The organism is Pseudomonas sp. ADAK18 (genome assembly GCF_012935695.1).
Lineage (GTDB): Bacteria > Pseudomonadota > Gammaproteobacteria > Pseudomonadales > Pseudomonadaceae > Aquipseudomonas.
Genome location: NZ_CP052859.1, coordinates 1,008,154 through 1,033,292, shown reverse-complemented (window position 1 = coordinate 1,033,292; position 25,139 = coordinate 1,008,154). Strand labels below are relative to the sequence as shown.

General features: G+C 58.7%; 23 protein-coding genes. 8 read left to right on the top strand and 15 right to left on the bottom strand.

Annotated elements, in window-relative coordinates:
• Positions 1–183: 183 nt before the first annotated feature.
• The 3 genes from sixA to HKK55_RS04765 are packed head-to-tail and all read right to left on the bottom strand — an operon-like array spanning position 184 to position 2,013.
• Positions 184–633, bottom strand: a complete 450-nt coding sequence (sixA, locus tag HKK55_RS04775; RefSeq protein ID WP_169353587.1) for a phosphohistidine phosphatase SixA — start codon at positions 631–633, stop codon at positions 184–186.
• Positions 630–980 (bottom strand): DUF4389 domain-containing protein, encoded by a 351-nt coding sequence (locus HKK55_RS04770; RefSeq protein WP_178123297.1) that lies wholly within the window; start codon positions 978–980, stop codon positions 630–632. The genes sixA and HKK55_RS04770 overlap by 4 nt, the downstream gene beginning before the upstream one ends.
• A 7-nt stretch (positions 981–987) precedes the next feature.
• Positions 988–2,013, bottom strand: coding sequence for an NAD(P)H-dependent glycerol-3-phosphate dehydrogenase (locus tag HKK55_RS04765; protein ID WP_169353586.1), 1,026 nt, complete (start codon positions 2,011–2,013; stop codon positions 988–990).
• Positions 2,014–2,208: 195 nt separating this feature from the next.
• Here HKK55_RS04765 and HKK55_RS04760 point away from each other — a divergent pair, with 195 nt between their 5' ends.
• The 5 genes from HKK55_RS04760 to fabB all read left to right on the top strand — a co-directional run bounded on the left by HKK55_RS04760 (position 2,209) and on the right by fabB (position 9,153).
• The gene (locus tag HKK55_RS04760; protein ID WP_169353585.1) at positions 2,209–4,326 is read left to right on the top strand and encodes a TonB-dependent siderophore receptor; all 2,118 of its coding nucleotides are present in this window, start codon (positions 2,209–2,211) and stop codon (positions 4,324–4,326) included.
• The gene (locus HKK55_RS04755; protein ID WP_169353584.1) at positions 4,327–5,259 is read left to right on the top strand and encodes an ABC transporter substrate-binding protein; all 933 of its coding nucleotides are present in this window, start codon (positions 4,327–4,329) and stop codon (positions 5,257–5,259) included. It abuts the gene before it with no gap.
• On the top strand, positions 5,256–7,157 hold the full coding sequence (locus tag HKK55_RS04750) for an ATP-binding protein (RefSeq protein ID WP_169353583.1): 1,902 nt from the start codon (positions 5,256–5,258) through the stop codon (positions 7,155–7,157). Before HKK55_RS04755 ends, HKK55_RS04750 begins: the two co-directional genes overlap by 4 nt.
• Positions 7,158–7,405: 248 nt before the next feature.
• Complete coding sequence (gene fabA, locus HKK55_RS04745) at positions 7,406–7,921, top strand: 3-hydroxyacyl-[acyl-carrier-protein] dehydratase FabA (RefSeq protein WP_003210552.1); 516 nt, start codon at positions 7,406–7,408, stop codon at positions 7,919–7,921.
• Positions 7,922–7,932: 11 nt separating this feature from the next.
• Positions 7,933–9,153, top strand: a complete 1,221-nt coding sequence (fabB, locus tag HKK55_RS04740) for a beta-ketoacyl-ACP synthase I (RefSeq protein WP_155583218.1) — start codon at positions 7,933–7,935, stop codon at positions 9,151–9,153.
• Positions 9,154–9,312: 159 nt separating this feature from the next.
• Here the strand turns inward: fabB and HKK55_RS04735 are convergent, their stop codons facing one another.
• Both HKK55_RS04735 and HKK55_RS04730 read right to left on the bottom strand, forming a co-directional pair.
• Positions 9,313–10,938 (bottom strand): methyl-accepting chemotaxis protein, encoded by a 1,626-nt coding sequence (locus HKK55_RS04735; RefSeq protein ID WP_169353582.1) that lies wholly within the window; start codon positions 10,936–10,938, stop codon positions 9,313–9,315.
• Positions 10,939–11,074: 136 nt separating this feature from the next.
• Positions 11,075–11,539 (bottom strand): DUF3859 domain-containing protein, encoded by a 465-nt coding sequence (locus HKK55_RS04730; RefSeq protein WP_169353581.1) that lies wholly within the window; start codon positions 11,537–11,539, stop codon positions 11,075–11,077.
• Between the two features lie 150 nt (positions 11,540–11,689).
• Between HKK55_RS04730 and HKK55_RS04725 the strand changes: the two genes are divergently transcribed.
• Complete coding sequence (locus tag HKK55_RS04725) at positions 11,690–12,106, top strand: OsmC family protein (RefSeq protein ID WP_155583221.1); 417 nt, start codon at positions 11,690–11,692, stop codon at positions 12,104–12,106.
• Positions 12,107–12,168: 62 nt separating this feature from the next.
• Positions 12,169–13,041, top strand: a complete 873-nt coding sequence (locus HKK55_RS04720) for a pirin family protein (protein WP_169353580.1) — start codon at positions 12,169–12,171, stop codon at positions 13,039–13,041.
• 116 nt (positions 13,042–13,157) lie between these two features.
• Here the strand turns inward: HKK55_RS04720 and HKK55_RS04715 are convergent, their stop codons facing one another.
• The 4 genes from HKK55_RS04715 to HKK55_RS04700 form a co-directional block, all read right to left on the bottom strand.
• Complete coding sequence (locus HKK55_RS04715; protein WP_169353579.1) at positions 13,158–13,886, bottom strand: dienelactone hydrolase family protein; 729 nt, start codon at positions 13,884–13,886, stop codon at positions 13,158–13,160.
• A gap of 66 nt (positions 13,887–13,952) precedes the next feature.
• Entirely contained in the window at positions 13,953–15,857 is a 1,905-nt protein-coding gene (htpG, locus tag HKK55_RS04710; RefSeq protein WP_169353578.1) for a molecular chaperone HtpG, read from the bottom strand.
• 89 nt (positions 15,858–15,946) lie between these two features.
• Positions 15,947–16,399 (bottom strand): PaaI family thioesterase, encoded by a 453-nt coding sequence (locus HKK55_RS04705; protein WP_169353577.1) that lies wholly within the window; start codon positions 16,397–16,399, stop codon positions 15,947–15,949.
• A complete protein-coding gene (locus HKK55_RS04700) occupies positions 16,396–16,872 on the bottom strand; it encodes a PaaI family thioesterase (RefSeq protein WP_169353576.1) in 477 nt (158 codons plus the stop codon). The genes HKK55_RS04705 and HKK55_RS04700 overlap by 4 nt, the downstream gene beginning before the upstream one ends.
• Positions 16,873–17,029: 157 nt before the next feature.
• On the opposite strand from HKK55_RS04700, the gene HKK55_RS04695 reads away from it, so the two are divergent.
• On the top strand, positions 17,030–17,281 hold the full coding sequence (locus HKK55_RS04695; protein WP_155583227.1) for a hypothetical protein: 252 nt from the start codon (positions 17,030–17,032) through the stop codon (positions 17,279–17,281).
• A gap of 115 nt (positions 17,282–17,396) precedes the next feature.
• On the opposite strand, the gene HKK55_RS04690 is transcribed toward HKK55_RS04695, so the two are convergent.
• The 6 genes from HKK55_RS04690 to odhB all read right to left on the bottom strand — a co-directional run bounded on the left by HKK55_RS04690 (position 17,397) and on the right by odhB (position 25,127).
• On the bottom strand, positions 17,397–18,137 hold the full coding sequence (locus HKK55_RS04690) for a DUF599 domain-containing protein (protein WP_169353575.1): 741 nt from the start codon (positions 18,135–18,137) through the stop codon (positions 17,397–17,399).
• 283 nt (positions 18,138–18,420) lie between these two features.
• Entirely contained in the window at positions 18,421–19,734 is a 1,314-nt protein-coding gene (gene brnQ / locus HKK55_RS04685) for a branched-chain amino acid transport system II carrier protein (RefSeq protein ID WP_169353574.1), read from the bottom strand.
• Between the two features lie 370 nt (positions 19,735–20,104).
• A complete protein-coding gene (gene sucD / locus HKK55_RS04680) occupies positions 20,105–20,986 on the bottom strand; it encodes a succinate--CoA ligase subunit alpha (protein WP_048729999.1) in 882 nt (293 codons plus the stop codon).
• The gene (gene sucC, locus HKK55_RS04675; RefSeq protein ID WP_094950711.1) at positions 20,986–22,152 is read right to left on the bottom strand and encodes an ADP-forming succinate--CoA ligase subunit beta; all 1,167 of its coding nucleotides are present in this window, start codon (positions 22,150–22,152) and stop codon (positions 20,986–20,988) included. Before sucC ends, sucD begins: the two co-directional genes overlap by 1 nt.
• 214 nt (positions 22,153–22,366) lie before the next feature.
• The gene (lpdA, locus tag HKK55_RS04670) at positions 22,367–23,803 is read right to left on the bottom strand and encodes a dihydrolipoyl dehydrogenase (protein ID WP_169353573.1); all 1,437 of its coding nucleotides are present in this window, start codon (positions 23,801–23,803) and stop codon (positions 22,367–22,369) included.
• 97 nt (positions 23,804–23,900) lie between these two features.
• The gene (gene odhB, locus HKK55_RS04665; protein ID WP_155583232.1) at positions 23,901–25,127 is read right to left on the bottom strand and encodes a 2-oxoglutarate dehydrogenase complex dihydrolipoyllysine-residue succinyltransferase; all 1,227 of its coding nucleotides are present in this window, start codon (positions 25,125–25,127) and stop codon (positions 23,901–23,903) included.
• Between the last annotated feature and the right edge of the window lie 12 nt (positions 25,128–25,139).

The following is a 25,139-nucleotide window of genomic DNA, read 5'->3' as shown; positions in this document are numbered from 1 at the left end:
CAATGCCTACGTTCAGGCATGCCGAGCCAGAGCGAGGCACCGAGTGGTGGGGCAAGAGCGTTTTGGTTACTTTGCCGCTTTTGCAAAGTGACCCGCCGTAAGGGCGGAACCAATAGCGGCCGTTACCGCAACAACGGATCTGCCCCCCACCCCAACAGAGCCGCGCCCAAACCAACGGGTCTTCTACAAACTCTTGACACTATTGAGGCTCATCAACCCCGCTAACGGAAAGTCCCCCTCCAGCTCCGCCAAACTCGCAGTACTCATCGGCTGCGGCTCACGCAAATGGCGATGCTGCATAAAGCTGATCAAGCTCCCCACCAGCGGCTGATGACTGACCAATAGCACCGTGTCATCCGTATCAAGATGATCCAGCACCTGCAGCGGACTGCTCTCCGGCGTCAACCAGGACACCGTGCGAATCTCCGGTTCAAACCCCAACGCCTCACGCACCAACTGCGCCGTCTGCTGCGCCCGCACATAAGGGCTGGCGATGATCGCCTTGATCGGCTGGCCAATCAGATGAGCCGCACTGCGCAGCACTTCTGCACGGCCATGCTCGGTAAGGTTGCGCTCGGCATCAGTGCGGGCATGCCCTTCGGCTTCGCCGTGACGCAATACCCACACCTTCATAGCTTCGGTTCCTCATCACGCACCGGATGCGGCGCAGGCGGCACGCTGTGGGCGGCTTCGCCTTCCGGCGCGCGCGGGGTTGGCCAGTCGGCGAACGGCCAGGGTTTTTGCTCGCTGTGGAAGCTGCCAAAACGGCCGATCTGCGCCAGGAACTGGCTGAGGCTGTCACCAAAGTTCATCAGGCCCAGGTTCGGCGCCCCGTAAACCAGACGGTAAATCAGTTGCACCACCACCAGCGCGCCCAAGAGAAACTGCGCCACTTGCCACACAAGGGCAAACACCAGCATCCACAGGACACGCAGAACAATGGACTCATACTTGGGTGCTGCTTTCGGATCGTTCATCACGCGTTCCTCAGTTGAAACCACTGGTGGAAATAAAGTCGACATCGGTTTTCGGCTCGGCCCGCATCAGCAACTCGATTACCTGGTTCAAGGTACGCCCCTCAAACAGGATCGCGTGCAGGCCTGCAACCAGCGGCATATAGACCCCGACTTCCTGGGCCTTGGCCTTCAGTACTTTCAGGGTGTTGACGCCTTCGGCCACTTCCCCCAGGCGCGTCACGGCGTCTTCCAGGCTCAGGCCCTGGCCCAAGGCGAAACCGACCTGATAGTTACGGCTTTTCGGTGACGAGCAGGTGACGATCAGGTCGCCCACCCCGGCCAAGCCCAGGAAGGTCATCGGGTTGGCGCCTTGGTTGACCGCAAAGCGGGTCATTTCCGCCAGTGCACGGGTGATCAACATGCTCTTGGTGTTTTCCCCCATACCCAACGCCACAGCCATGCCGGCAATGATTGCGTAGACGTTCTTCAGCGCTCCGCCCAACTCCACACCGAAGCGGTCAGCACTGGCGTAGACCCGGAAGGTGCGGCCATGCAGCACTTCCTGGACCCGTTCACACAGAGCCTCGTCCTCGCTGGCCACCACCGTGGCGGTCAAGGCGTGCTCGGCCACTTCCCGCGCCAGGTTAGGCCCGGACAGCACACCGATATGGGCTTGGGGGGCGATTTCTTCAAGGATTTCGCTCATCAGCTTGAAGGTGTGGGCTTCGATGCCCTTGGTCAGGCTGACCAGTTGCTTGCCGGCCAGACGCTCGGCATGGGGCGCCAGCACCGAACGCAAGGCGCTGGACGGCAGGGCGACGAAGCACAAGTCGCAGGCGGTCAAGGTCGCCAACAGGTCGGTGACGGGCTCGACCGCCGGGTGAATTTTGATGCCTTTAAGGTAGCGAGGGTTTTCACGATTGACCCGAATGGCCTCGGCCTGTTCGGGATCACGCATCCACTGGAGTACCCGATGGCCGTTCTCAGCCAACAGGTTAGCCACGGCGGTACCAAAACTTCCGCCTCCCAGGACCGCAATAGGGCGCTGTTCAGTCATATGCAATCCGTTAATCCATACCAGTGGCGATGGCGACATTATACGGGGCGACCCGCCTGCGGCCAGCCCCCGCGTAAATTCCCGCGTTTGTCGGAAAATGGCGTGTTTACACGCGGTAATTGCAAGGGCGACGACTGGCAAAAGCCCTCGCCTCAGTTAACATGGGCGGCTATTCGATATTATCAAGGCCGTGCCGTGTATTTGGGCCCTCCTCCTCGTTCATCCCTCGTTCTGGCGCTGCTGTTCAGCGGACCGTTGCTGGCCGACGATCTTTTCCTCGACAGCCAGCCGCTGCCGCAGGTCTTGACCGCCACTCGGCTCAAGCAGTCGGCCGCCGCCGTGCCCGGCAGCATGACGGTGATCGACAGCGAGCTGATCAAGGCCAGCGGCGCGCGGGACATTGCTGAATTGCTGCGGCTGGTGCCCGGGATGATGGTCGGCTACACCACCGGCAACCAGGCGGCCGTCAACTACCACGGCACCAACGCCAGCGACGCGCGGCGCATGCAGGTCCTGATCGACGGCCGCTCGGTGTATCGCGCAGGCTTGGCCACCGTGGACTGGAGCGACATCCCGGTGGCCATGGAAGACATCGAGCGCATCGAAGTCTTTCGAGGCCCCAACACTGTCAGCTATGGCGCCAACGCGCTGATGGCGGTGGTCAACATCCTCACCCGCTCACCGGCCAACAGCCAGGGCACGCGGATGAAAATCACCCAAGGCGAACGGGGAATCAATGACTACTACGCCAGCCAAGGTGTGGGCTGGGAAACCGGCAACCTGCGGCTGTCAGTTTCCGGCCAGCAGGATGATGGTTTCGACAGCGATGCCCTCGGCGCCGATCGGCGCGACAGTCGCCGTCTGAACCGCTTCAGCCTGGCCGTCAGCCAGACCTTGAATCAGCAACAGAGTATCGACTGGCAATTCAACGCCAAGGAAGGAAGCAACCAGCGCCCTTATACCTACAAGCCGGTATTCGATGGGATTACCGAAGGCGGCACCAATTCCGACGTCTCCGCCAAGGACTACGCGGGTTCGTTACGCTGGAACTTCGACTTCAGCCCCGAGCACAGCCTGTACATCCAAGGGTCGGCCCAGCAATGGGATCGCCGGCAAATATGGAAAGCCTGCGACGCCAAGGTCTCGTTCAGCCCTGAGCTGACGCAACTGTGGCAACTCAATTCCAACTACGCCGAGAAACTGGCGCGGCACATGGATAACTACACCAGCGCACCGCCGGGCAGCGCTGCCGAACAGGCCCTGGCGAACCAGGTGCTGGACCAATGGAAGAACGGTGGCGGCAAAGACAGCGTCTGCGGCAACATCGACCAAAGCACCCGGGAAAGCCGCTACGACCTGGAGCTGCAGGACACCCTCAGCCTCACCGACAGCCTGCGCCTGGTCAGCGGCATGAATTACCGCTACGACCGCGCCGACTCCGACACCTACTTCAACGGCACCCTGGACGACAACACCTGGCGCCTGTTCGGTCATCTGGAATGGCGGGCCAGCGAACACTGGCTGCTACAGGGTGGCGCGATGTTCGAGGACACCCGCCTGAGCGGCAACTCGTTGACCCCAAGGGTCGCCGTCAACTACCTGATCAACCCGCGCCATGGCCTGCGGGCGGTGTACTCCGAAGCCATCCGTTCCCCTGACATGTTTGAGAACAACGTCAACTGGAGCTATCGGGTTACCAATCTCAGCTCGCCGGCCTACGGACAGAACTCTGGCCAGTACTTCGTCAAGACCCGTGGCCCGGGTAACCTCGACAAAGAACTGATGCGCTCCCGGGAGCTGGGCTACAACGGTTTTTTTGCTGATATCGGGCTGAACGTCGACGTGAAGCTGTTCTATGACGAAATCACCGACATGATCAGCGAGCCACTGCGCAACAACCAGTACATCGCCAGCAACGCCAACAGCTCACGCTTTACCGGCACCGAAACCCAGCTCGACTGGCGCGTGAGCGCGGCCGACCGGCTGCGCCTGACCTATGCTTATGTCGATGCCAGTGCCACCAATCCGCTCGACCAACAGCAGACCGCCCGCAACAGCGGCTCCGTCGGCTGGCTGCGCGAGTGGGGCCAAGGCTGGTCCAGTGCGCTGTTCTATTATGGCGACGACGCCCTCAACCAATATCGCTTCGAACGGGTCGATATGCGGGTAGCCAAGCGCATTGCCTTGGGCAAAGCCAACCTGGAGCTGGCCGGCATGTTGCAGCAACGGCTCGATAACCAGCCCACCACCTGGGCCGACAACAACTACGACCAGCGCCACGTGCTCTACTTCAGTGCGGAGTTAGAGTTCTAGATGAACCACCCTCCGTCACGGATGACCCGCTTCTTCGCCGCCCGCGTCTGGCGGCGCTGCCTATTGCTCGCAAGCCTGCTGTTCGCCACCCCGACATGGGCGGCCGAGATCCTGCTGACCGCTGCCGAGGATGGCCCTGGAGTACAGGCTTTCGTACAGGCCCTGGGCCAACAGCGCCCGGAAGACAGTGTGACATTCACGCCACTCAGAGACCTTCCCGCACCCGCTCACTTGCCGAACACTACCCGCCTGATCCTGCTGGACCTGAAAAGCCTCGACTGGCGCTTGCAGGACAATCAGGGCCCGCCGACCCTGGTGCTGCGCATCAGCCGCCTTCAGGCCCGCCAGCACCTGGGGCATAACGTGCCGCCAAGGATCAGTCTGTTATGGAGCGACCCACCGCTGGAGCGCCAACTACGCCTGATCGCCGACATCCTGCCCCAGGCGCGGCGCATCGGTGTCCTGTACGGCATCGACAGTGAATTCCTGCTCCACGAACTGCGCCAGCACGCCTCGTCCATGGGACTGGAAATCGTCTCCCAGCCCTGGGACAACATTAATGACAGCCGCCCGCTGCAAACTTTGTTCAAGAGCAGTGATGTTCTGCTAGGCCTGGACGATCCCCAGCTGTACAACCCGAAAACCGCAAAGAACCTGCTGCTAAGTAGTTATGCCAGGCAATTGCCGTTGATCGGGCCCAACGCAGGCTTCGTCAAGGCCGGCAGCCTGGCCAGCACCTACAGCGATCAAAGCGATTGGCTGGACGTACTCGACCGCCTGCTGGATCACTCGCCGTCCAGTTGGCCACGCTCGTTGTACCCGGAACACTTCAAAGTCGTGGGCAACCCGCAAGTCGCGCGCTCACTGGGGATCGAACAGGTGGACGAAGCCGCAGTCGCAGTCCGATTGGCCGAAGGAGAAAAACGCCCATGACCTTCCGTCGCCGTTGGGACATCAGTACCCGCACCCAGATCATCACCCTGGGCCCGGCCTTGTTGCTGACGCTGCTGCTGATCAGTTTTTTCACCTTCGTGCGGATTCAGGACCTGCGCCAGGAACTCGACCACACCGGTCAACTGATCGCCAACCAACTGGCCCCGGCCACCGAGTACGGCGTGATCTCCGGCAACAACGATGTGCTGGAAAGCCTGTTGCGCGCCACCCTGGCCACACCCCACGTGCGCTTCCTGGAAATCCAGGACAGTACGGAGAACATCCTGGTCTACGTCGAACAGCCCTCGGAAAAACACGACCGCTCGCTGTCGGTGAAAGTGTTCCAGGCGCCGATACGCCTGCAACATATCCAGTTGGGCAATGACTTCTTCCAGGACAACAGCGCGCAACCCAAGGCCCCCCGAGCGGACTATCTGGGCCGAGTGATCGTCGGCATGTCCAACGATGCCTTCAGCCAGCGCCAGCAGGAGATTCTGTTCAAGGCCGGGATCCTCGCGTTGTTTGCCCTGCTGTTTACCTTCTTGCTGGCGCGGCGACTGGCCGCCAGCCTGTCGCAGCCAATCAGCGCCATGGGGCATGCGGTCAAGGCCATTCAGCAGGGCGACTACAAAACGCCACTGCCCATCGTCGATGACTCGGAACTGGGCGACCTGTCCCGTCACATCAACAACCTCGCCGAAGGCCTCAACCAGGCCAGCCGCGAACAGCACCAGGCCATGGCCCAACTGATCCAGACCCGCGAAGAGGCCGAGCGGGCCAACAATGCCAAGTCAGATTTCCTGGCGATGATGAGCCACGAACTGCGCACTCCGATGAACGGCGTGCTGGGTATGTTGCAACTGCTGGAAACCACCGACATGACCGAGGAGCAAACCGAATATGCGGCGCTGGCCTCCGAGTCCACCGAGCACCTGCTCAAAGTCATCAACGATATCCTCGACTTCTCACGCATCGAGCGCGCGGCCCTGGAGCTTGAGCACATCCCGTTCAATCTGGTCGAGTTGATCAACAGTTGCGCCCAGGCCTTCCAGCACAGCGCCGTACAACGCGGGCTGGTGCTGGAGTTATCGATACCGCGGGGCATGGACTCGTTGCAGGTTCAGGGTGACCCGACGCGGATCCGGCAGATTCTGGTGAACCTGATTGGCAACGCCCTGAAGTTCACCGAGCGTGGCACCGTCACCGTCGAGCCTCACTGGCAGACGCTTGACCATGAACTGCTGTGGTTCACCTGCACCGTGCGCGACAGCGGGATAGGCATCTCGGCCGAGCGCCTGGAGCTGATGTTCGACGCGTTCCAACAGGCCGACAGCTCTATCTCAAGACGTTACGGCGGCACTGGCCTGGGCTTGCCCATCGCGCGCACTCTGGCCGAACGGATGGGCGGAACCTTGCGTGCCCAGAGCGAGGAAGGCCAAGGTTCGGTATTTACCCTGGAAATCCCCCTGGCGATCTACCAGCAGAGCCTGCCGGTCATCGCACCGGACACCCAAGGTAAAGCCAGTGCCGGCGAGGGACGCAACGTCTTGTTGGTGGAAGACAACCCGGTCAACCGCACGGTAGTTGAAGCCATGCTGCGCAGCCTGGGGTTCGAGGTCAGCATCGCCACCGACGGCGCCGAGGCGATTCGCAGTGCCGAAAGCCTGATTTTCACCGCGATCCTGATGGATTGCCGGCTGCCACTGATCGACGGTTACGAAGCCACCCGGCAGATTCGCCAACTGCCCGGCTGCGCCGATCTGCCGATCATCGCCCTGACCGCCAACGCCTTGCAGGGCGACCGCGAAGCCTGTCTGACCGCCGGAATGAACGACTACCTGGCAAAGCCGTTCAAACGTACGGATTTGCAGCAAATCCTACAACGCTGGGTTCAGTAGATGGACACCATCGGCCAACTGCGACTGGCGTGAAAGGCGAAAGTGCGGCAGTCTTAGGCACCCGAACGGGCCTGTAAATCGGCCCGGTTTATAATTTCAGTGCACAAGTGTACATTCATGCCCTTGACGCTGTGACTTTCACTACAACGCAATAGTCTATGTGTAGGCTGCCGATATGAGGCATGAACGCTTCAGTCGGTCGGGAAGATTTGCCCTACCCTGCCGCATGGGACTATTGAGGAGCTCGCATGACCAAACAAAACGCCTTTACTCGGGAAGATCTGCTGCGCTGCAGTCGCGGTGAGCTGTTCGGCCCAGGTAACGCGCAACTGCCCGCCCCGAACATGCTGATGGTGGATCGCATCACCCATATCAGCGAAGAGGGTGGCAAGTACGGCAAAGGTGAATTGGTCGCCGAGCTGGATATCACCCCTGACCTGTGGTTTTTTGCCTGCCATTTCGAAGGCGATCCGGTAATGCCGGGCTGCCTGGGCCTCGACGCCATGTGGCAGTTGGTCGGCTTCTACCTCGGCTGGCAAGGCCTGCCGGGCCGTGGCCGGGCCCTGGGTTCGGGCGAAGTGAAGTTCTTTGGCCAGGTCTTGCCGACCGCCAAGAAAGTCACTTACAACATTCAAATCAAGCGCGTCCTCAAGGGCAAGCTGAACCTGGCCATTGCCGATGGTTCGGTGACTGTCGACGGTCGCGAGATTTATACTGCCGAAGGCCTTCGGGTCGGCGTATTCACTTCCACTGACAACTTTTAAGGGTTATCCGCATGCGCCGCGTCGTTATCACTGGTCTGGGCATCGTTTCGTGCCTGGGCAATGACAAAGAGACCGTCTCCGCTAACCTGCGTGCAAGTCGCCCTGGCATCCGCTTCAACCCGGAATATGCCGAAATGGGTCTGCGTAGCCAGGTTTCCGGCTCCATCGACCTGCCCCTCGAAGAGCTGATCGATCGCAAGATCTATCGCTTCGTCGGCCACGCAGCCGCCTACGCCTACCTGGCCATGAAGGACGCGATCGCTGATTCCGGCCTGACCGACGACCAGGTGTCCAACCCGCGTACCGGCCTGATCGCCGGCTCCGGCGGCGCGTCGACCTTGAACCAGATGGAAGCGCTGGACATCCTGCGCGAGAAAGGCGTCAAGCGTGTTGGCCCGTACCGCGTCACGCGGACCATGGGCAGCACCGTTTCCGCCTGCCTGGCCACGCCGTTCAAGATCAAAGGCGTGAACTACTCGATCTCCTCCGCTTGCGCCACCAGTGCTCACTGCATCGGTACCGCAGTCGAGCAGATCCAGTTGGGCAAGCAAGACATCGTGTTCGCTGGCGGTGGTGAAGAAGAACATTGGAGCCAGTCGTTCCTGTTCGACGCCATGGGCGCCCTGTCCACCCAATACAACGAAACCCCGGAAAAGGCCTCCCGCGCCTACGACGCCAAGCGTGACGGTTTTGTCATCGCCGGCGGTGGCGGCATGGTGGTAGTCGAGGAGCTGGAACACGCTCTGGCTCGTGGTGCGAAGATCTACGCGGAAATCGTCGGCTACGGTGCTACTTCCGACGGCTACGACATGGTTGCGCCAAGCGGCGAAGGTGCGATCCGCTGCATGCAGATGGCCATGGCCACTGTTGACGGCCCGATCGACTACCTGAACACCCACGGCACCTCGACTCCGGTCGGCGACTCCAAGGAAATGGAAGGCGTACGTGCAGTATTCGGCGACAAGGCACCGGCGATCAGCTCTACCAAGAGCCTGTCTGGCCACTCCTTGGGCGCCGCCGGCGTTCACGAAGCGATCTACTGCTTGCTGATGATGGAAGGCAACTTCATGGCAGGTTCTGCCAACATTGAGGAACTGGATCCGGAAGTGGCTGACATGCCGATCCTGACCAAGACCCGTGAAGATGCGACCATCAACACCGTGATGAGCAACAGCTTCGGCTTTGGTGGCACCAATGCCACCCTGGTGCTGAAACGCTGGCAGGGCAAGTAAGCCTCGCAAACCGAGTCGCCTGCTTCGCGAGCAAGTCGAATCGTCGCACCGCCGCTCCCACATTTCGACCGCATTCCTTCAGGATGTACACGGTCAAGTGTGGGAGCGGCGGTGCGACGATTCGACTTGCTCGCGAATGGGCCAACTCGATTTCAAGCCCTACACCGAAAATCGCGCCACCATCGTATTAAGATCCACCGCCAACCGCGACAACTCCTGACTCGCCGCACTCGTCTGGGTGGCTCCCGCCGATGTCTGCTGCGCCAGATCGCGGATATTCATCAAATTACGATCCACCTCCCTGGCCACCGCCGCCTGCTCTTCCGAAGCACTGGCGATCACTAGGTTACGCTCGTTGATCAGCGTAAATGCCGAAGCAATTTCCTCCAATGCCGTACCGGCCGCCTTAGCCACATCCAGCGTCGAACGCGCCCGAGTGTTGCTCTGTTGCATAGAACTGACCGCCTGATCAGTGCCCTGCTGGATCCCGCTAATCATCTGTTCGATTTCCTGGGTCGACTGCTGAGTGCGATGGGCCAAGGCCCGCACTTCATCCGCCACCACCGCAAAACCGCGCCCGGCGTCACCAGCCCGCGCTGCCTCAATCGCCGCGTTCAAAGCCAGCAGGTTGGTTTGGTCGGCAATCGAGCGAATCACATCCAGCACCTTGCTGATGCCGTAGACTTTTTGCGCCAGGTCCTCGACCTGTGTCGCATTGGCCGTCACATCTTCAGCCAGGGATTCGATGGATAACACGGTCTGGTGCACCTGTTCGCGACCGTGCTGGGCAATGCGATCGGATTCCCGGGATGCCTGGGAAGTCGCCACTGCGTTGCTCGCGACCTCTTCCACCGCCACGGTCATCTGGTTGACCGCCGTGGCGGCCTGTTCGATCTCCTGGCTTTGCTGATGCAGGCCACGGGTGGCATCTTCGGTGACGCAACTGAGCTCTTCAGAAGCAGATGCCAACTGGTTGGAGGAGTCGGAAATACGCCGGATGGTTTCACGCAGGCTCTCCTGCATGCTTTTGAGCGCCTGCTGCAGGCGCGCCGGCTCATCCTTGCCGCTGACAGTGATCTCACCCGTCAGATCGCCGCTGGCCACGCCCTGGGCCACTTTCAACGACTGGGACAGGGGCAGCACGATGCTGCGAGTCAACAGCAAAGCCAAGCCGATGGTGATAAGGGCCGTCACCGCGATCATGCCAATCACCCAGCTTCGGGATCGACTGAACACACTCTGCGCGAGCGTCGCCGCCTGATTGGCACTGACTTTGTTGAGAATAACCAACTCATGAAGGGTGCCGGCCATCGCGTCAGCCAATTGATTCATCTCGCCATTGACCACCTTGAGGGCGTCCTCCAATTGGTTTTGCCGAGAGAACGCCATGACTTGCTCCTGGCGCTGCAAGTATTGCTGCTGTTCGATTTTAAAGCGGTTGAACAGCACCGTCTCCTCAGGCAGGACAATCAGCCCTTCATACAAAGACTGCGCGCTATGCAAACCATTTTTTATATCGGTGATTTTCTGCTCATTCAGCGCCAACGCCTGCGGATCGCGATTGAGCAGTAGACGCAAGGTCAGGGCGCGGACGCGCAACAGATCCTGATTCATCTCGCCGACCGCCATCACACTGGGCAGCCAGTTGTTTTCCACCTGGTCCGACTGCTGGCGCATATTGCCCATCTGCAGCAAGGCAAAGCCTCCCAGGGCAAACACCATCAACGCCAGCAGACCAAACCCCAGTCCCGCTCGGGGGGCGATATTGAGACTTCTGATACTCATTGCTTCGGCTCCTTCCAAAAACGCTGCATCACCTGCAGCGAGGCTCCTGAAAGGTATCGGCGTCTTGCTCATTTTATGTAAGACGAAAAAGCGATATCAAAATGCCTTCTCATCGCCCGGTCCGGAGCTTAGCGATTCAGCGAACGGTAAAGCTCTTTTGGGTCAGCAGCCGGTCACCCTGGAACACCATGAAACGCCATTCCCCCGGCACCACTTCGTGGCTTTCGGTGAACTCGTAGGCCATTACGTCTTGAGGCGCACCGGGTACCAGTTTCTGAGTGACTTCGAATTTGTCGTGGCGCGCACCATCCGGAGTACGAATGCCTGGCGTGAAATAGAGCAAGGTCAGCGGCGTACCCTCGGCGACCTTACCGAGCAATTGATAACGCAGGCCGAACTTGGTGCCCAGTTTGGCCGGGACCATTTCAGTCGGCTGGATGTGCTCATTGCTGCGACGCAGTACGCGCTCACCCGATTGCAGCTCGGCGTTCGGACCATCAAACACACCGTATTCCACCGGGCCATCGATACGGACTTCGGCACTGGCCAGGCCGCTGATCATCATCAGCGCTACCAGGGCGCCTGAACGGGTGAAGTGCATGGTTCGCTCCTTGTTTGAGATGGCGGGAGCTTATGAGGCCGGTGTGACGGGAGGATGACAAACACGATAGGGCAACATTGTGGGAACACCAACGTGCCAGCATGCTCTATAACTGCATCACTCCTGTCCTGCCACCTTGTGAGGTTCTCCATGCCTGTTACCGTCAACACGCTGAACAACGAAAACTTCCGCCACAGCGTTCATGTCAATAAACACGAGTTGTTTACCGACCTGCCCAAGAGTCTCGGTGGCGACGACTCGGCGCCCTCGCCTCATGATTACTTCGATGCAGCCCTTGCTTCGTGCAAGGCCTTGACCCTCAAGCTTTACGCGCAGAAAAAGGACATCCCGCTGACGGGCGTTACCGTTGAAGTCACCCATGACAGCAGCGAAGAGCAGAAAGGCAAATACAAGCTCAACGTCAAGTTGACCCTCAAGGGTGTGCTGACCGATGCCCAGCGCGATGAGTTGCACCGCGTGGCCGACCGCTGCCCGGTACACAAGCTGATGACCACCGCTGAGGTCACTATCGAGACCCGGCTTTCGGAAGGTGCCTTCAGCCAATAGCGGCAACATCCCATCGAGCGGGTTATGCTCCCAAGCCTAACCCGCTCAGATTGGGACGCACCATGACCACTGTGACCGTGATCCGCCCTCGCGCCGAAGATGTCGAAGGCCAACCGATCCTGCGCCCACTGCCTTCAAGGGAATGCCGTAGCGTCGGACCGTTCGTGTTCTTCGACCATATGCTCGAAACCCGCTACGCCCCGGGCACCGGCATGAACATCCGTCAGCATCCCCATATCGGCCTGTCCACCCTGACCTACCTGTTTGAAGGCGAACTCATGCACAAGGACAGCCTGGGCTCCGACCAGGTGGTCAAGGCCGGAGACGTCAGCTGGATGACAGCCGGCAGCGCCATCGCCCACGTCGAACGCACGCCAGAAGCCCTCAAGGCCAGCGGTTTCAACCTGCACGGGTTGCAAGTGTGGCTGGCCTCGCCCAAGGAGCAGGAACTAGGCCCTGGGCACTACAGCCATCATCCCGCCGCGAGCCTGCCGGTCAGTGACAACCTTGGGGTGAAGATTCGCCTGATCGCCGGCAGCGGCTTCTGCCTGGAGTCGCCGGTACCGGTACTGTCACCGACGCTGTATGCCGAGATAGAGATGCAGACGGCCACGACGCTGCTGATCCCTGACGAGCATCAGGAACGCGCGGTGTATGTGCTGGCCGGTGATGCTCAACTGGACGGTGAACCGCTGGAGGTCCGCAACCTGGCGGTGTTGCCCGCAGGCCAGAGCATCGCACTGTTTGCCGAAACCGATTGCCATGTGGTGGTGTTTGGCGGTGCGCCGTTGGATGGACCGAGGCGGATCAATTGGAATTTTGTCGCCAGTGATCCGCTATTGATCGACCAGGCTCGGCGGCGTTGGGCGGCCGGGGATTGGCCGACGGTGCCGGGGGAAAGTGAGCGGATTGAGTTGCCGGGCAGCAAGGCTTGAGAGATTTATCGCCTACCAGGTAGCTATCGCGGGCAAGCCCGGCTCCCACAGTTGACTGGTGTTCCCCTGTGGGAGCCGGGCTTGCCCGCGATGGGCCGGCCCAGGCAACCTGGTTATCAGCCCTTGAACACTTCATCCAGCAAGTTATGCATCGACACAAACGCCCGGCCAGCAGTCTTCGCGTCATACATCATCTTGCCCGGCACATTGGCATGCGGGTCGGTAAAGGAATGCACCGCACCGCCATAGCTGAGCAACTGCCAATCCACACCGGCAGCGTTCATCTCATCCTCAAACGCCGGCAATTGCTCTTTCGGCACCAGCGGATCGCAAGCACCATGCAATACCAGTACTGAACCCTTGATATTCTTCGCATCCGCCGGGTTTGGCGTATCGAGGGTACCGTGGAACGACACGGCAGCCTTCAATGGCGCACCGGTACGGGCCAGCTCCAGGGAGCAGCAACCACCGAAACAGAAACCGAAGGTCGCCAGTTTCGACGTATCAACGGCCGCTTCGGTCTGGCCTTGCAGTTGCTCAAGCGCCGCTTGCATGCGTTTGTTCAGCAAGGCCCGGTCATTCTTCAACGGCATCATCGCCGCGCCGGCTTCGTCGCCATTGGATGGACGAACACGCTGCCCATAGAGGTCGGCGATCAGCACCACGTAGCCCTTGCCAGCCACCGCCTTGGCAATGTCCTCGGCACCCGCACTGATACCCATCCAGTTCGGCGCCATCAACAGCCCTGGCAGCGGACCTTTGTGGCTGGCATCAAAGGCCAGGCGGCTTTCATAAGATTGGCCATCAATCTGATAGACCACGGAACGCACAGTGACTTGGCTCATCATTTACTCCAGTTGAGTAGCACTAGAACGAAAAAACCCGCCGAAGCGGGTTTTTCTACAACGGTGTTAAACCGACAGTTCAACCAACAACTTGTTCAGTCGGCGCACATAAGCGGCCGGGTCTTTCAAGCTGTCACCAGCAGCCAGGGCTGCCTGGTCGAAGAGGATGTGCGACAGGTCGCCAAAACGCTCTTCGCTCTGTTCACTGTCGAGTTTCTCGATCAGCGGGTGAGCCGGGTTGAATTCGAAGATCGGCTTGGAGTCCGGAACCTTCTGACCGCTGGCTTCCAGGATCTGGCGCATCTGCATGCCCAGGTCCTGCTCACCAATGGCCAGGATCGCCGGGGAATCGGTCAGACGGTGGGAAACCCGCACTTCGCTGACGGCATCGCCCAAGGCAGTCTTGATCCGCTCAACCAGGCCTTCTTTGGCCTTGGCCACTTCCTCGGCGGCTTTCTTGTCTTCTTCCGAATCCAGGTTACCCAGGTCCAGATCACCACGCGCCACGTCGACAAAGTTCTTGCCGTCGAACTCGCTGAGGTAGCTCATCAGCCACTCGTCGATACGGTCGGTCAGCAACAGCACTTCGATGCCTTTCTTGCGGAAGACTTCCAGGTGCGGGCTGTTCTTGACCTGAGCGTAGGTTTCACCGCTCAGGTAGTAAATCTTGTCCTGACCTTCCTTGGCGCGTGCCAGGTATTCGGCCAGGGACACGACTTGCTCGCCGTCATTACCCAAGGTGGAAGCAAAACGCAGTAGGCCGGCGATTTTTTCCTTGTTGGCAAAATCTTCCGCCGGGCCTTCTTTCATGACCTGGCCGAAGTTTTTCCAGAAGCCTTTGTATTGCTCAGGCTCGTTCTTCGCCAATTTTTCCAGCATGTCGAGCACGCGCTTGGTCAGCGCCGACTTCATGGAATCAATGATCGGGTCTTTCTGCAGGATTTCCCGCGACACGTTCAGCGACAGGTCATTGGAGTCAACCACGCCTTTGATGAAACGCAGGTACAACGGCAGGAACGACTCCGCCTGATCCATGACAAACACACGCTGTACGTAGAGCTTCAGACCTTTTGGCGCTTCGCGCTGATACAGGTCGAACGGAGCACGGGCCGGTACGTAGAGCAGCGAGCTGTACTCCAGCTTGCCTTCGACCTTGTTGTGGCTCCAGCTCAGCGGGTTCTCGTAGTCGTGAGCGATGTGCTTGTAGAACTCCTGGTATTCCTCGTCTTTGACTTCGGTACGAGGACGAGTCCACAGGGCACTGGCGCGGTTGACCACTTCCCATTCCTGGGCTGGAGCGTCTTCGCCTTCAGCCGCAGTTTGTTCTTTCGGCAACTCGATCGGCAGCGCGATGTGGTCGGAGTACTTCTTGATGATGTTGCGCAGACGCCAGCCATCGGCGAACTCGTCTTCACCGGATTTCAGGTGCAGGACGATACGGGTGCCGCGATCAGCCTTTTCAACGGTAGCGACTTCAAACTCGCCCTCGCCTTTGGAAGACCAGTGCACACCTTCGCTGGCAGCAAGGCCGGCACGGCGGCTGAACACTTCAACCTCGTCGGCAACGATGAAGGCCGAGTAAAAGCCCACACCGAACTGACCGATCAGGTGTGAATCTTTTTTCTGGTCGCCCGACAGGTTTTTCATGAAATCAGCGGTGCCGGATTTCGCGATGGTCCCAAGATGGGTGATCACATCGTCGCGGCTCATGCCAATACCGTTGTCTTCGAGGGTGACGGTTTTCGCGTCTTTGTCGTAGCTCACACGGATTTTCAGTTCCGCGCCACCTTCCAGCAACTCAGGCTTGGACAGGGCTTCGAAACGTAATTTGTCGACAGCGTCAGAGGCGTTCGAGATCAATTCGCGAAGGAAGATTTCCTTGTTGGAATACAGCGAATGGATCATGAGGTGCAGCAGTTGCTTCACCTCGGTCTGGAAGCCCAGGGTTTCCTTTTGAGTTTCCACACTCATGGTCATCAAACTCCAATTGGATGGCAGTGGCCGCGCCCTTGAGGGTTGGCGGCGGGTTGTCATCAAAGTTGGGGGCTAAGACCAGGATTTCAAGGGCGGGCATGCTCCTGGATTTTGAAATGGGCTCGGGCGGTGGCGATGGGTTCCGCCTGGGTGCTCTGCCACGCGGTGATCGCCACGTTGGCTACCCGCCGCCCCTGGCGCCACACCTGGCATTTGGCGTAAGTGTCACGAAACTGCCCGGCCCGCAGGTAATCCAGGGAAAAGTCGATGATTTTAGGAACGCCCGGCGCGCCCGTGAACACCAGCAAATGCAACGCAGCCGACAATTCCATAAAGCCTGCGATTACTCCGCCGTGGATCGCCGGCAATATGGGGTTACCAATGTTGTCCTTGTTGGCAGGCATGCGGAACAGCAACTCGTCTCCCTGGCGCGTGCACTCGATGCCAATCAATTTTGCATAGGGAATCAAGTTGAGTACCGCCTCATAGTCACCGCGCCTGTGGGCTTGCTCCAGCCGGCTCCTGAATTGATGCGTCATGCCTGCTCCCCCTTGATGGCGCGGCCCAATCCTTGCGCCCCCTTGAGCCGCTTGCCCATGCGCATGAACGTGCCCACCACGTGAGCAATCGGTTGTTGTGGGTCATCCTGATAGGCAAAGCCGCGGGTGAAGATCACGTCAGTGGTCACCCGATAGCATTGGGCGAAGCCAAACACCGGCTTATGGGGTTCTGCGGGGTGCATGTAGTCGATCCGCAAGTCCAAGGTCGGACAGACCTCGAACTCCGGCAACACACACAAGGTGGCCATGCCACAGGCCGTGTCCATCAACGACGTCAGAGCGCCACCATGGATCACGCCGGTCTGCGGATCACCTACGATATCTTGGCTGTACGGCAGGACCAGCGTCATGCCCTCCCCGCCGGCATCGTGAACCTGGATTCCCAGTACCTGGCAGTGGCGCAACGCTGAAACAAAGCGCATGGCACGCTCTAAAAGAAGGTTTTCGGTCATTCGATAGCGACTCTTATTAGTGTTAATCTGGATGAGTTGTAATCCCGGATGAAAGTTCCATGACGAAAACGCTTATATATCTGTGGGATTAAAGGAACTAAGCGCTCACCACAGGCTCGAAAGGCCAGTAGATATCTTCAATAAGGAGAAACACCCCATGCGCAAGACTTTAGCTATTTCCTTGATGTTGGCCGCCGCTCTGGGCCTCGCTGCCTGCGATAAAAAATCCGAGGACAAAGCTCAGGATGCCAACCAACATGCTGAACAAGCTCAACAGAAAATGAGCGAAGCTCAGGATAAAGTGAACGAAGCTGCAAAAGAAAACGCTGATGCTGCCAAAGCCCAGCAAGAATCGAACGAAGCAGCAGTAAAAGAAGCAGCACCTGCAACACCTGCAACCGGTTCTTGAGTCTGACGACTTGAATGCCGTGGTTTAACAACCGTGTTGCAAAAGAAAGCCCGCTCAAGTAGCGGGCTTTACTTTGTCTGGAGTATTTGTTCAAAGGATAATGAACACGCAAGGCTTACGAAGTCGTCTCCTTATTCAACTCAGGCAAGGGCGCCTCAGTCGGGGTATAGACCATTACGTCCAGCACATCGGAATGAAATTCCCGTCGATACAACACCAGCACGACCCCAGTGCTCATCAGCATGAATAACCACGGACTGACAAACCAGGCCAGCATAGTCATGCCGAAGTAATAGGATCGCAGGCCAAGGTTGAACTGGTTGGCGGCCATCGAAATCACTCGTGCAGCCCGGGAAGCAAACGCTTTGCGCTCCTGCTCAGACACATGCCGCTCACCGACCATCGGTGCCGACCCCACCAATACCGCCGCAAAGTTGTACTGACGCATGCACCAACTGAAGGTGAAGAAGGCGTAGACAAACACCAAGGCCAGGCACAGTAACTTGATCTCCGACATGCCCTGGGACGCTTGCTGCACCATAGGAATGTCCGCCAGCAACGACACCGCCCGCTCCGATGCACCCAGCACGGTGAGAATACCGGCGAGGATAATCAGGGTACTGGAGGCAAAAAACGACGCGTTGCGCTCCAGATTGCCGATCACACTGGCATCGGCGATGCGGTTGTCCCGCAGTAGCATGCGACGCATCCAGTCTTCGCGGTACAGGTGCAACACACTGGCCAGGCACGCCGTATCACGGGCTTTCCAGCTGGCATAGCGGGTGTAACCGCCCCAGCAGATGACAAACCAGAGGGCGGCAAGCAAGTGGATCAGATTGGCTTCGACGAACGACATGCGGGTCCTCATGCAAGGTAAGTTTTGCGAACGCAGATCCCTGTGGGAGCGGCGGTGCGACGATTCGACTTGCTCGCGAATGCGGTGGGACAGTCACCACATACATTGACTGATCCACCGCATTCGCGAGCAAGCCCGCTCCCACACTGACCGCGCTCCAGCTGAAGAAGTTGATAACCCCTTCGACGTTAGCTCAGGGAAAAAGACACTGCGCGCCGCCCATAAAAAATGCCCCGTATCGTTTGATACGGGGCATTTCGATGTCAGCGTATGACCAAGCGCTTTAGGCGATGGCTTCGCTGCGCTTGCCCAACATACGGTCTACAACCACCGCCACGACCAGGATCATCACCGAGGGTACCAACCACGCCAGGCCCTGCTCGCTCAGCGGCAGGTGGGCCAACTGCGATGGCATCCAGTCCGCCAGGCCAGCACCCTTCAGCGCGTCGATGCAGCCAAAGATGAACGACACCAGCATGACTGGCCCGACGATCCGCCCCTGCTCCTGCCAGAAGTCCTTGCAGAAACTCAGTGCCACCAGAACGATGCACGGTGGGTAGATCGCGGTCAGTACCGGGATCGAGAACGCGATCAACTTGGTCAGACCCAGGTTGGACACCACCAGCGAGAACACCGCCAGGATCACCACCAGGGTTTTGTAGGACAGCGGCAGTACGCGGCTGAAATACTCGGCGCAGGCGCAGGTCAGGCCAACCGCTGTCACCAGGCACGCCAGGGAAATCAGTACCGCCAGGAAGCCGCTGCCCAGGGAACCAAAGGTGTGTTGCACATAGGCGTGCAACACCGCTGCGCCATTGGCAGCACCGGCAGCCACTTCATGGCTGCCCGAGCCCAGGCGGAACAGGCTGATGTACACCAGCGCCAGGCCCACGCCGGCAATCAGCCCGGCGATGATCGCATAGCGGGTGATCAGTTGCGGCGACTCAACACCACGGGAGCGAATGGCATTGACGATGACGATGCCGAACACCAGCGCGCCCAGGGTATCCATGGTCAGGTACCCATTGATAAAACCCTGGGAGAACGGCGCAGCCACATACTCAGGGGTAGCGACACCCACATCACCGGCCGGCAACGCAAAGGCAGCGATGCCCAATACAGCCAGGGCAATGATCTTCAATGGCGCCAGGAAGCGACCCACAGTATCCAGCAGACGGCCCGGGTACAGGGAAATGAAGAACACCAGCAGGAAGTACACCGAGCTGTAGAGGAACAGTGCCAGCGGACTTTCACCGGTCAGCGGCGCCAGGCCAACTTCAAAGGAGACCGTCGCGGTACGAGGAGTCGCGAACAACGGGCCTACCGCCAGGTACGCAGCCGCTGCCAGCAAGCCACCGGCGATCTTGCCGATGGGACTACTCAGCGCGTCCATGCCGCCACCAACCTTGGCCAGGGCAACCACGGTGACCACGGGCAGGCCAACAGCAGTAATCAGGAAGCCTAGCGCCGCCATCCAGACATGAGGCCCGGACTGCAAACCGACGATCGGCGGAAAGATGATGTTACCGGCGCCCACGAACAGGGCAAAAGTCATAAAGCCCAACGCCAGGATATCCTGGCTTTTCAACACTTTCATTTGAGGAAATACCACACTACTGAATCGGAATTTAGAGAGGGCTTCCCTATGGATGAGGGAAATACTGTCAGGCCGGATGGGGACTGACCGGTCTAGCGCGCCACGACCTTGTGGGCTGTGGACGCATAAAGAGGCGGGTAGCCTAACGAATTTGCCTGACAAACGCACTGTTGCAGGGCGAACTGTCCGATAAGCGACATTTATATGTCGCGTTTTCATACTTAAATAGTGGAATGCAATCGAATGTGGGAGCTGAGCCCGCTCCCACATTTTGATCTTCACCAGGTCAAATATTTGAGTAACCCCAGAATGCACAAAGGCCACCCGAAGGTGGCCTTTGTGTGGGTGAAGCGTCAGCTAAGCGCGAGGCTTACTTGACAGCCCAACCGGTCAGCTCGGACAAAGCCTTGCCGATGTCTGCCAGCGAACGCACGGTTTTAACACCTGCGTCTTCCAGGGCAGCAAACTTCTCGTCTGCAGTGCCTTTGCCGCCAGAGATGATTGCGCCAGCATGGCCCATGCGCTTGCCAGCAGGGGCAGTCACACCAGCGATGTAGGAAACAACCGGCTTGGTCACGTGTGCCTTGATGTAGGCAGCCGCTTCTTCTTCAGCCGAACCGCCGATCTCACCGATCATCACGATCGCTTCGGTCTTCGGGTCTTCCTGGAACAATTTCAGGATGTCGATGAAGTTCGAGCCTGGGATCGGGTCACCGCCGATGCCGACGCAAGTCGACTGACCGAAACCGGCGTCAGTAGTTTGCTTAACAGCTTCGTAGGTCAGGGTGCCGGAACGGGAAACAATACCGACTTTACCTGGCAAGTGAATGTGACCTGGCATGATGCCGATCTTGCATTCACCTGGAGTGATCACGCCTGGGCAGTTAGGGCCGATCAGGACCACACCCAGTTCGTCGCACTTGACCTTGGCGTCCAGCATATCCAGGGTAGGAATGCCTTCGGTGATGCACACGATCAGCTTGATGCCGCCGAATGCCGCTTCCAGGATCGAGTCCTTGCAGAAAGGAGCAGGAACGTAGATCACGCTGGCGGTAGCGCCAGTGGTTTCTACTGCTTCTTTCACGGTGTTGAACACTGGCAGACCCAGGTGCTCGGTGCCGCCTTTACCAGGAGTAACGCCACCGACCATCTTGGTGCCGTATTCGATGGCTTGCTGGGTGTGGAAACTACCTTGCGAACCGGTAATACCCTGGCAGATAACTTTGGTGTCTTTATTGATCAGGACGCTCATTATTTGCCCTCCGCAGCTTTGACAACTTGTTGAGCAGCGTCGGTCAGGCTGGTAGCAGCGATGATGTTCAAACCGCTTTCTGCCAGTACTTTAGCGCCCAGCTCAGCGTTGTTGCCTTCAAGGCGAACAACAACCGGGATTTTAACGCCGACTTCTTTCACTGCACCGATGATGCCTTCGGCAATCATGTCGCAACGAACGATGCCGCCGAAGATGTTGACCAATACTGCAGCGACGTTGGAGTCGGACAGGATGATCTTGAACGCTTCGGTAACGCGTTCTTTGGTAGCACCGCCGCCCACGTCGAGGAAGTTGGCTGGTTTGCCGCCATGCAGGTTGACGATGTCCATGGTACCCATGGCCAGGCCAGCACCGTTGACCATGCAACCGATATTACCTTCCAGGGCTACGTAGTTCAGTTCGAACTTGGCAGCGTGCGCTTCGCGCGGATCGTCTTGCGACGGATCGTGGAAAGTCTTCAGCTTAGGCTGACGGTACATGGCGTTGGCGTCGATGTTGATCTTGGCATCGAGGCAATGCAGATCGCCATCAGCCTTGATCACCAGCGGGTTCACTTCCAGCAGGGCCAGATCGTGATCCTTGAACAGTTTGGCCAGGCCTACGAAGATCTTGGCGAACTGAGTAACTTGCTTGCCTTCCAGGCCCAACTGGAATGCCAACTCGCGACCCTGGAATGGCTGAGCGCCAACCAGTGGATCGATAGTAGCTTTGAGAATTTTCTCAGGGGTTTCGTGAGCGATCTTCTCGATGTCCACGCCACCTTCGGTGGAAGCCATGAACACGATGCGACGGCTCGAACGGTCAACGACAGCGCCCAGGTACAGCTCTTTAGCGATATCAGTGCACGATTCAACCAGGATCTTGGTGACTGGCTGGCCATTGGCATCAGTCTGGTAAGTCACCAGACGCTTGCCCAGCCACTGCTGTGCGAAGGCCTTGGCGTCTTCTTTGCTGCGAACCAGCTTAACGCCGCCCGCTTTACCGCGACCACCAGCGTGGACCTGGGCTTTGACAACCCACTCGGTGCCGCCGATTTTGTCGCAGGCTTCTGCTGCTGCTTCCGGGGTGTCTACTGCGTAACCCTTGGATACTGGCAGGCCGTATTCAGCGAACAGCTGCTTACCCTGATACTCGTGAAGATTCATGCTTATTACCGTCTTCGTTAGGTACTGCGCATTCGGCGCTGCGCTCTTTATTGAGTGCCGCGCCACCTGTGACTGCTGCTTGCACAGTCAAACCACCAAAGGCCTGGGCCCAGGGCGGTGAAACTGCGCAAGACTGCGTCCAGCGGATATTCCGCGGTGAGTCTTGCGCACAAGGCTCACGACGGGCAACCGCCGTGGTTTCTTATTATCTCGCTTAGCGCTTTTTCTTGTTGGCGATGTGGATGGCATGGCCATTCACTGCCAACGCGGCTTCGTGCAGCGCTTCGGACAGAGTCGGATGGGAGAAGACCATCATGCCGATGTCCTCGGCACTGGTGCCGAATTCCATACCGATTGCGCCCTGCTGAACCAGCTCTGCAGCGCCTGGGCCAATCACGTGGACGCCCAATACGCGGTCAGTCTTGGCATCAGCGATGACTTTGACAAAACCACCGGTGTCGTTGGCTGCCATGGCACGGCCAGAAGCGGCAAACGGGAAGGTGCCGACGTTAACTTCAACGCCTTCAGCTTTCAACTGCTGTTCGTTCTTGCCGACCCATGCAATTTCCGGGTGGGTGTAGATAACCGATGGAATCAGGTCGTAGTTCATCTGGGTCTTGTGACCCTTGATGCGCTCGACAACCATGATGCCTTCTTCGGAAGCCTTGTGCGCCAGCATCATGCCGCGAACCACGTCACCGATGGCGTAGACGCCTGGCACGGTGGTAGCGCAGTGATCGTCAACATGCACGAAACCGCGCTCGTCGAGGTTCACGCCGCTGTCGGAAGCCAACAGATCAGTGGTCACTGGACGGCGACCAACGGCTACGATCAGCTTGTCGAAAGTGATGGTTTGTTCGCCATCCTTGTCGGTGTAGGTCACGACTACTTCTTCGCCGTTGACCTTGGAACCGGTTACGCGAGCGCCCAGCTTGATGTCCAGACCTTGTTTGGTCAGGGTTTTCAGCGCTTCTTTGGACACAGCGGTGTCGGCAGCCAGCAGGAACGTGTCCAGGGCTTCCAAAACAGTCACTTGAGCGCCCAGACGGGACCACACCGAACCCAGTTCCAGACCGATCACGCCAGCGCCGATCACGCCTAGACGTTTTGGAACCGATTGGAATTCAAGGGCACCGGTGGAATCAACGATAACGTTGTTGTCCACAGGAGCAGGTGGAATGTCGATTGGACGCGAACCTGGAGCCAGGATCACGTTCTCGGCTTCGATGATTTCTACCGAACCGTCAGGCTTGGTGATTTCAACTTTCTTGCCTGCCAGCAGTTTGCCGTGACCTTGCAGGGAAGTGACGCCGTTGGCCTTGAACAGGGTGGCAACGCCGGAGGTCAGACCTTTGACGATGTTGGCTTTGCGGCCGACCATTGCTGGCACGTCCATGGTCACGCCAGCGTGGTTGATGCCGTGGATGGCAAAACCGTCCTGGGCTTCGTGGAATTTCCAGGAGCTGTCCAGCAGCGCCTTGGAAGGAATGCAGCCAACGTTCAGGCAAGTACCGCCCAACGCCAGTTTGCCTTCCTTGTCAGTGTATTTTTCGATGCAAGCAGTCGAGAGGCCCAGTTGTGCAGCCTTGATGGCGGCAACGTAGCCGCCAGGGCCTGCACCAATCACTACAACGTCAAATTTCTGCGACATGAAAAAAAATCCTCTTTAGCAAAAAGCTTCAAGCCACAAGCCGCAAGCCAGGCTGCAATTGCTTGCAGCTTGAAACTTGCAGCTCACGGCTGCTTTATCAGATATCCAGCAGCAGACGAGCCGGGTCTTCCAGCAGGTTCTTGATGGTCACCAGGAAAGTCACGGCTTCTTTACCATCGATCAGGCGGTGATCGTAGGACAGCGCCAGATACATCATCGGACGGATGACCACTTGACCGTTGATCGCCATAGGACGCTGCAGAATGTTGTGCATGCCCAGGATCGCGGCTTGTGGCGGGTTGACGATCGGGGTCGACATCATCGAACCGAAAGTACCACCGTTGGTGATAGTGAAGGTACCACCGGTCATCTCGTCGATGGTCAGCTTACCGTCACGGGCTTTCTTGCCGAAGTTGGCAATGCCGCCTTCGATTTCAGCCAGGCTCATCAGTTCGGCGTTACGCAGAACCGGTACCACCAGGCCACGGTCGCTGGACACGGCAACGCCGACGTCTGCGTAGCCGTGGTACACGATGTCGCTGCCGTCGATGGAAGCGTTGACTGCCGGGAAGCGTTTCAGCGCTTCGGTGGCCGCTTTCACGAAGAACGACATGAAGCCCAGGCGTACGCCGTTGTGGGACTTCTCGAACAGGTCCTTGTACTTCGAACGCAGGGCCATGACTTCGGTCATGTCGACTTCGTTGAAAGTGGTCAGCATCGCCATGTTCGACTGTGCTTCAACCAGGCGCTTGGCCACGGTGGCGCGAACGCGGGTCATCGGTACGCGCTTCTCGGTGCGGTCGCCAACAGCGAACACAGGAGCAGCGGCAGCTGGTGCAGCAGCCTTGGCAGGTGCGGCAGCCGGAGCGGCTTTCTTGGCTTCAACAGCAGCAACCACGTCTTCCTTGGTCACACGGCCGTCTTTGCCGGTGCCTTTGACGGAAGCCAGGTTGATACCGTTTTCTTCGGCCAGCTTGCGAGCAGCAGGCGCGGCGATAGCATCTTCGTCAGCAGCAGCCGGAGCGGCGGCTGGAGCAGAAGCAGCAGCCGGTGCAGCGGCGGCGGCTGGAGCGGCGGCAGCAGCACCGCCCTCTTCGATCGAGCCCAGTACCTGGTTGGACAGGACGGTAGCGCCCTCTTCAGCAACGATTGCGCCCAGCACGCCATCGGCTTCGGCCAACACTTCGAGTACGACTTTGTCGGTCTCGATGTCGACGATCAGGTCGTCACGCTTGACGGCCTCGCCTGGTTTCTTGTGCCAGGTAGCAACGGTGCCATCGGCAACCGATTCCGGGAATGAGGGGGCTTTGATTTCGATAGCCATTGTCTGTAGGTC